The 7,007-nt window shown below is 71.2% G+C and carries 6 protein-coding genes; all 6 read left to right on the top strand.

Annotated features, from left to right (window positions below):
• The first annotated feature begins 138 nt into the window (after positions 1–138).
• Positions 139–753 (top strand): TetR/AcrR family transcriptional regulator, encoded by a 615-nt coding sequence (locus Q1K33_RS20380; RefSeq protein ID WP_300406711.1) that lies wholly within the window; start codon positions 139–141, stop codon positions 751–753.
• Complete coding sequence (locus tag Q1K33_RS20375) at positions 750–1,550, top strand: TIGR03084 family metal-binding protein (RefSeq protein ID WP_300406709.1); 801 nt, start codon at positions 750–752, stop codon at positions 1,548–1,550. Before Q1K33_RS20380 ends, Q1K33_RS20375 begins: the two co-directional genes overlap by 4 nt.
• Complete coding sequence (locus tag Q1K33_RS20370) at positions 1,550–3,319, top strand: acyclic terpene utilization AtuA family protein (RefSeq protein WP_300406708.1); 1,770 nt, start codon at positions 1,550–1,552, stop codon at positions 3,317–3,319. Before Q1K33_RS20375 ends, Q1K33_RS20370 begins: the two co-directional genes overlap by 1 nt.
• A complete protein-coding gene (locus Q1K33_RS20365; protein WP_300406706.1) occupies positions 3,319–4,473 on the top strand; it encodes an acyl-CoA dehydrogenase family protein in 1,155 nt (384 codons plus the stop codon). Before Q1K33_RS20370 ends, Q1K33_RS20365 begins: the two co-directional genes overlap by 1 nt.
• A 93-nt stretch (positions 4,474–4,566) precedes the next feature.
• On the top strand, positions 4,567–6,141 hold the full coding sequence (locus Q1K33_RS20360; protein WP_300406704.1) for an acyl-CoA carboxylase subunit beta: 1,575 nt from the start codon (positions 4,567–4,569) through the stop codon (positions 6,139–6,141).
• A partial coding sequence (locus Q1K33_RS20355) for a biotin carboxylase N-terminal domain-containing protein (RefSeq protein ID WP_300406703.1) occupies positions 6,138–7,007 on the top strand: 870 nt, incomplete at its 3' end. The genes Q1K33_RS20360 and Q1K33_RS20355, both read left to right, overlap by 4 nt.

The following is a 7,007-nucleotide window of genomic DNA, read 5'->3' as shown; positions in this document are numbered from 1 at the left end:
GCCGCGTGCTGCAACTATTAGAACACATGCACGACACCTGTGCAAGACCGTGGATCGCGGAGTGCCCCGTTCGACCTCCCAGGTCTCTTTAAAGACAGGCTTGACTGTTTGTTGCTGGCGCGCCACAGTGAGCCTGTGATGACGACCACCCCCGCCGCCCGCGTGCCCCAGGAGGAGCGCAGCCGGGTGATGCGGGCGCGGCTGATGGAGGCGACGGTCGACCTGCTCGTGGAGAAGGGGTTCGCCGGCACGACGACCACGCTGGTCTCCGAGCGGGCCGGGGTGAGCCGCGGCGCCCAGCTGCACCACTTCCCGACCAAGAACGACCTCGTCCTGGCCGCGGTCGAGCACCTGACCGCCGTACGCGGCGCCGAGCTGGCCGCCGCCGCAGCCGCGCTCCCGTCCGGGTCGCGCCGCACGCGCGCCGTGCTGCAGATGTTGGGCGACCACTTCACCTCCCCGGTCTTCACCGCGGCGCTCGAGCTGTGGGTCGGGGCGCGGACCGACGAGACACTGCTGGCCGCGGTCGCCCCGCTCGAGCAGCGTGTGGGCCGCGAGACGCACCGCCTGACCGTCGAGTGCCTCGGCGTCGACGAGCAGCACCCGGGCACCCGCGAGCTGATCCAGGCCACCCTCGACCTGGTGCGCGGGCTCGGTCTGGCCACCACGATCACCGACGACACCCGGCGGCGCAGCCGCATCCTCGACGAATGGGCTCGGGTCCTCGACCGCGAGCTCAAGGAGAAGCCATGACCCAAGCGTCGCTGCTCGACGACCTGCTCGCCGACCTCACCGCCGAGGGCGACCGGCTCCGCGGTGCCGTCGTCGACCTCACCGACGAGCAGTGGGTCACCGACACCCCCGCCGAGGGCTGGACGATCGCGACGACGATCGCGCACCTGCTGTGGACCGACGAGGCGGCGATCCTGGCCGCGCGCTCCCACGAGGACAAGGGCCCCTGGGACGCGCTCGTCCTGGCGGGCATGGCCGACCCGACCGGCTTCGTCGACACCGCCGCCCTCGAGATCGCCCAGCTCCCGCCCGCCGAGATCCTCGCCCGCTGGGACGTCGGTCGACCGGCGCTCGGCGACGCCCTGCGCGGCGTACCGGCCGGCGAGAAGATGCCGTGGTTCGGCCCGCCGATGTCGGCGACCTCGATGGTCACCGCCCGCTTCATGGAGACCTGGGCGCACTCGCTCGACGTGTACGACGCGCTCGGCATCATCCCGGAGCGCAGCGACCGCATCAAGCACGTCGCCCACATCGGCGTGCGCACGCGCGGCTTCTCCTTCGCCAACGCAGGTCTCGACGTCCCTGCGGCAGAGGTGCGGGTCGAGCTGATCGCCCCCGGCGGGGACCTCTGGACCTGGGGCCCCGACGATGCCGCCGAGACGGTGCGCGGGTCGGCGTACGACTTCTGCCTGCTGGCCACCCAGCGGGTGCACCGCGCCGACACCGACCTGGTGGCGCAGGGGTCGGGCGCCGACGCGTGGCTCGACATCGCGCAGTGCTTCGCCGGACCGGCCGGCGGCGGACGGGAGGCGAAGTGATGACGACACCGCCAATGACGACGCCCTCGGTGCTGCGCATCGGCAACTGCTCCGGCTTCTACGGTGACCGCCTCGCGGCGATGCGTCAGATGGCCGAGGGCAGCGTCGACGGCCCGGACGGCACGCACAGCCTCGACGTCCTGACCGGCGACTACCTGGCCGAGCTCACGATGCTCATCCTCGGCAAGGACACGATGAAGGACCCCGGCCTGGGCTATGCGCGGACCTTCGTGCGTCAGGTCGAGGACTGCCTCGGGCTCGCGCTCGAGCGGGGTGTGCGGATCGTCAGCAACGCCGGCGGTCTCAACCCTGCCGCGCTCGCCGACAAGCTCCGCGAGGTGGCGAAGGGGCTCGGGCTCGATCCCGCCATCGCCCACGTCGAGGGCGACGACCTGCGCGGTCACGACGTCGCGAGCCGGGACGGCGGCGCCCTGACCGCCAACGCCTACCTCGGCGGCTTCGGCATCGCCTCGGCCCTGCGCCAGGGAGCCGACATCGTCGTCACCGGCCGCGTCACCGACGCCTCGCTGGTCGTCGGGCCCGCGGTGGCGCACTTCGGCTGGAGCGAGACGCAGTACGACGAGCTGGCCGGCGCCGTCGTCGTCGGCCACGTCCTCGAGTGCGGCACGCAGGCGACGGGCGGCAACTTCTCCGGCTTCAAGACGCTCCCGTTGGACGGCACCCCGCTCGGCTTCCCGCTCGCCGAGATCGCGGCCGACGGCTCGAGCGTGATCACCAAGCAGGACGGCACCGGAGGCGCGGTCACGGTGGACACGGTCACCGCCCAGCTGGTCTACGAGATCCAGTCGACGCGCTACCTCAACCCCGACGTCACCGCGCACCTCGACAGCGTCACCCTGACCCAGGAGGCCACCGACCGGGTCGCGATCAGCGGCGTCACCGGCCAGGCGCCGCCCCAGCAGCTCAAGGTCTGCCTCAACACCCTCGGCGGCTTCCGCAACTCGATGGAGCTGGTCCTGACCGGTCTCGACATCGACGCGAAGGCCGACTGGGTGCGCTCGCAGGTCGACGGCGCGTTCACCGCCGACGAGGTCACCTGGACCCGTACCGCTCTTCCCGCCCTCGACGCCGACACCGAGGAGGGCGCCTCCTGCCTGCTGCGCTGCACGGTCAAGGACGCCGAGGCCGGGCCGGTCGGCAAGGCGTTCACCGCCCCGCTGGTGGAGCTCGCGCTGGCGTCGTACCCCGGCTTCACGATGACCTCGCCGCCAGGTGCTCCCACGCCGTACGGCCTCTACCGGGCGGCGTACGTCGACCGGTCCGAGGTCACCCACACGGTGGTCCACGCTGACGGGACCCGCGAAGTGGTCGCCGACCCGTCCGCGTACGCCGACCACGACGCGTCCGCGGGTCGCCGTCCCTCGCCGTACCCCGCACCGGCCGACTCCCTGACCCGCCGGATGCCCCTGGGCTCGTTCGTGCACGCCCGCTCCGGCGACAAGGGCGGCGACGCCAACCTCGGTCTCTGGGTCGCCCACGACCCGGCGATCGACGAGGAGAAGTACGCCGCCCGGGTGACCTGGCTGACCAAGCTGATCACCCCGCGCAAGGTCCGCGAGCTGGTGCCGGAGGCCGACGACCTCGAGATCGAGGTCTACGTCCTGCCCAACCTCGGCGGGGTCAACGTCCTGATCCGCGGCCTCCTCGGCGAGGGGGTGGCCGCCTCCACCCGCTTCGACCCGCAGGCCAAGGGCCTGGGGGAGTGGGTCCGTTCCCGCTCGGTCCAGATCCAGGAAGGGCTCTTCTGATGGACAGCCTGCAAGCCGGTCCCAACGCCACGTTCGAGATGGGTGCGGAGTTCACCCGCCGCGAGATCATGCCGCATCTCCAGCAGTGGGAGGACGACCTGATCCTGCCGCGCGAGCTGCACGCCTCGGCGGCCAAGCAGGGCGTGCTCGGCGTGAGCTTCCCCGAGGAGGTCGGCGGCCAGGGTGGTGACCTGCTGGACACCACCGACCTGCAGGAGGGGATGTTCTCCGCCGGCGCGTCGTCGGGGCTGATGGCGGGGTTGTTCACCCACGGCATCGCCCTGCCGCACATCGTCGCCTCGGGCGATCCCGACCTGATCGACCGGTTCGTCCGGCCCACGCTGGCAGGCGAGACGATCGGCTCGCTGGCCGTCACCGAGCCCGGCGGCGGCTCCGACGTGGCGGGCATCCGCACGACGGCCGTGCGCGAGGGGGACGAGTACGTCGTCAACGGCGCCAAGACGTTCATCACCTCGGGCACCCGCGCCGACTTCGTGACGACCGCGGTCCGCACCGGCGGCCCCGGCCATGCCGGCGTCTCGCTGCTCGTGGTGGAGAAGGGCATGCCCGGCTTCACCGTCGACCGGGCCCTGACCAAGATGGGCTGGCACTGCTCCGACACCGCTGAGCTGTCGTACGTCGACGTGCGCGTCCCGGTCGCCAACCTCGTCGGTGCGGAGCACACCGGCTTCTACCAGATCGCCGAGCAGTTCGTCGTCGAGCGGATCGGGCTGGCGACCCACGCCTACGGCATCGCCGGGCGCGCCCTCGAGCTCACCGCGCAGTACTGCCGCGACCGCGAGACCTTCGGCAAGCCGCTCATCGCCAACCAGGTGGTGCGTCACAAGCTCGTCGAGATGAGGCGCCAGGTCGAGGTCGCCCGGGTCTACGCCCGGGAGGTCGCCCGACGCCACGTGGCAGGGGAGAGCGTCATCGCCGAGGCCTGCCTGGCCAAGGAGACCGCCTGCAACACCGCGACGTACGTCTGCGACCAGGCCGTGCAGCTGCACGGCGGCGCCGGCTACATGCACGGCACCGAGGTCGAGCGGCACTACCGCGACGCCCGCATCCTGCCGATCGGCGGTGGTGCCACGGAGGTGCTGGCAGACCTGGCCGCCAAGCTGCTGGGGTTCACGGCCGCGGAGCGGACGTGAACGTCGGTGGTTGAGCAGCGAGCGCGATCGACGAAGGAGGTCGCGACCGAGCGTGACGAAACCCCTGCACCCGAGAGGAGAGCTGAAGCCGTGATGAGCCACCGCGAGGCGATGCTCGAGAAGATCGACGCCCTCACCGCCGAGCACGCCGAGGCCGTCGCCGGCGGCGGCGAGCGCAGCGTCGCGCGACACCACCAGCGAGGCAAGCTGATGCCGCGCGAGCGCATCGAGCTGCTCGTCGACGAGGGCTCGGCGTTCCTCGAGCTGAGCCCGCTCGCGGCGTGGGGATCCGACTTCACCGTGGGCGCCAGCGTCGTGACCGGCATCGGCGTGATCGAGGGTGTCGAGTGCCTGATCACCGCCAACGACCCGTCGGTCAAGGGGGGCGCGAGCAACCCGTGGACGACCAAGAAGATCTTCCGCGCCTCCCAGATCGCCGAGGAGAACGGTCTCCCGACGGTCTCCCTCGTCGAGTCCGGCGGCGCCGACCTGCCCACGCAGAAGGAGATCTTCATCCCGGGCGGCAAGCTGTTCCGCGACATCACCCGCGCCAGCGCCCGCAAGGAGCCGACGGTCGCGTTGGTCTTCGGGAACTCCACCGCCGGCGGCGCCTACGTGCCCGGGATGAGCGACTACACGGTGATGGTCAAGGAGCAGGCGAAGGTCTTCCTCGGCGGCCCACCCCTGGTCAAGATGGCCACCGGCGAGGAGTCCGACGACGAGTCGCTCGGCGGCGCCGAGATGCACGCCCGTACGTCGGGCCTGGCCGACTACCTCGCCGAGGACGAGCGCGACGCCATCCGGATCGGACGCCGCATCATCGCCCGCCTCAACTGGCGCAAGGCACGCCCGGACTCCGACGTGGCGCCGTACGCCGAGCCGGCCGGCGACCCCGACGACCTGCTCGACCTGATCCCCAGCGACCTCAAGGAGCCGTTCGACCCGCGTGACGTCATCGCGCTGCTGTGCGACGGCGTGAGCGCGACCAACGGGGTGGTCTTCGACGAGTTCAAGCCGCTCTACGGCACCTCGCTCGTCACCGGCTGGGCCACGCTGCACGGGCGGCCGATCGGCATCCTCGCCAACGCCCAGGGCGTGCTGTTCAGCGAGGAGGCGCAGAAGGCCACGCAGTTCGTCCAGCTCGCCAACCAGAGCGACACCCCGCTGCTGTTCCTGCACAACACCACCGGCTACATGGTCGGCAAGGAGTACGAGCAGGGCGGCATCATCAAGCACGGCGCGATGATGATCAACGCCATCTCCAACTCCACCGTGCCGCACCTGACGGTGATCATGGGGGCCTCCTACGGCGCCGGCAACTACGGCATGAACGGCCGCGCCTTCGACCCGCGCTTCCTGTTCACCTGGCCCTCGGCGAAGTCGGCGGTGATGGGCCCGGCCCAGCTCGCCGGCGTGCTCGAGATCGTCGCCGAGGCCTCCGCCACCTCGAAGGGCGAGACCTTCGACGCCGAGGGGTTCAAGGCGGTCAAGGAGGTCGTCGAGGCCCAGATCGAGGAGCAGTCCATGCCCTACTTCCTCTCCGGGATGTTGTACGACGACGGGGTCATCGACCCCCGCGACACCCGCACGATCCTGGGCATCTGCCTCTCCGTCATCGACAACTTGCCCTTCGAGGGAACCGACCGCTTCGGGGTGTTCCGGCCATGATCACACGACTCCTCGTCGCCAACCGGGCCGAGATCGCCAGCCGCGTCTTCCGCACCTGCCGCGACCTCGGCATCGAGACGGTCGCGGTCCACTCCGACGCCGACGCCGACGCCGACCTGCCGTACGTCGCCGAGGCCGACCGCGCCGTACGGCTCCCGGGCACCAGCCCGGCCGAGACCTATCTGCGCACCGACCTGATCCTCGAGGCCGCTCGTCGCAGCGGGGCGGACGCGATCCACCCCGGCTACGGATTCCTCTCGGAGAACGCCGGCTTCGCCCGTGCGGTCACCGACGCAGGCCTCGTCTGGGTGGGCCCGGCGCCGGAGTCGATCGAGTCGATGGGTTCGAAGATCGAGTCCAAGAGGCTCATGGAGGCGGCGGGCGTCCCGGTCCTGACCAACCACACGGTCGAGACCGCCACCGAGGCCGACCTGCCGCTGCTGGTCAAGGCCAGCGCCGGTGGCGGCGGCCGCGGGATGCGGATCGTGCGCGACCTCGCCGCCCTGCCCGGCGAGATCGACAAGGCCCGGGCCGAGGCCGAGTCGGCCTTCGGTGACGGCACCGTCTTCGTCGAGGCGTACGTCGAGCAGGGTCGCCACGTCGAGGTGCAGCTCGTCGGCACGACCGTCTTCGGCGACCGCGACTGCTCGGTGCAGCGCCGTCACCAGAAGGTCGTCGAGGAGGCGCCCGCGCCGGGCCTGAGCGACGAGGTGCGCTCCGCACTCCACGACGCTGCGCGCAACGCAGCGGAGGCGATCGACTACCGCGGGGCCGGCACCGTCGAGTTCCTCTATGACGCGGCCACGGAGCGGTTCTTCTTCCTCGAGATGAACACCCGCCTGCAGGTCGAGCACCCCGTCACCGAG

Origin of the sequence: Nocardioides sp. (assembly GCF_029937575.1) — a bacterium.
Classification (GTDB): domain Bacteria; phylum Actinomycetota; class Actinomycetes; order Propionibacteriales; family Nocardioidaceae; genus Nocardioides.
The sequence above is the reverse complement of the archived record's forward strand: the minus strand, read 5'-3'. Positions and strand labels throughout refer to the sequence as shown.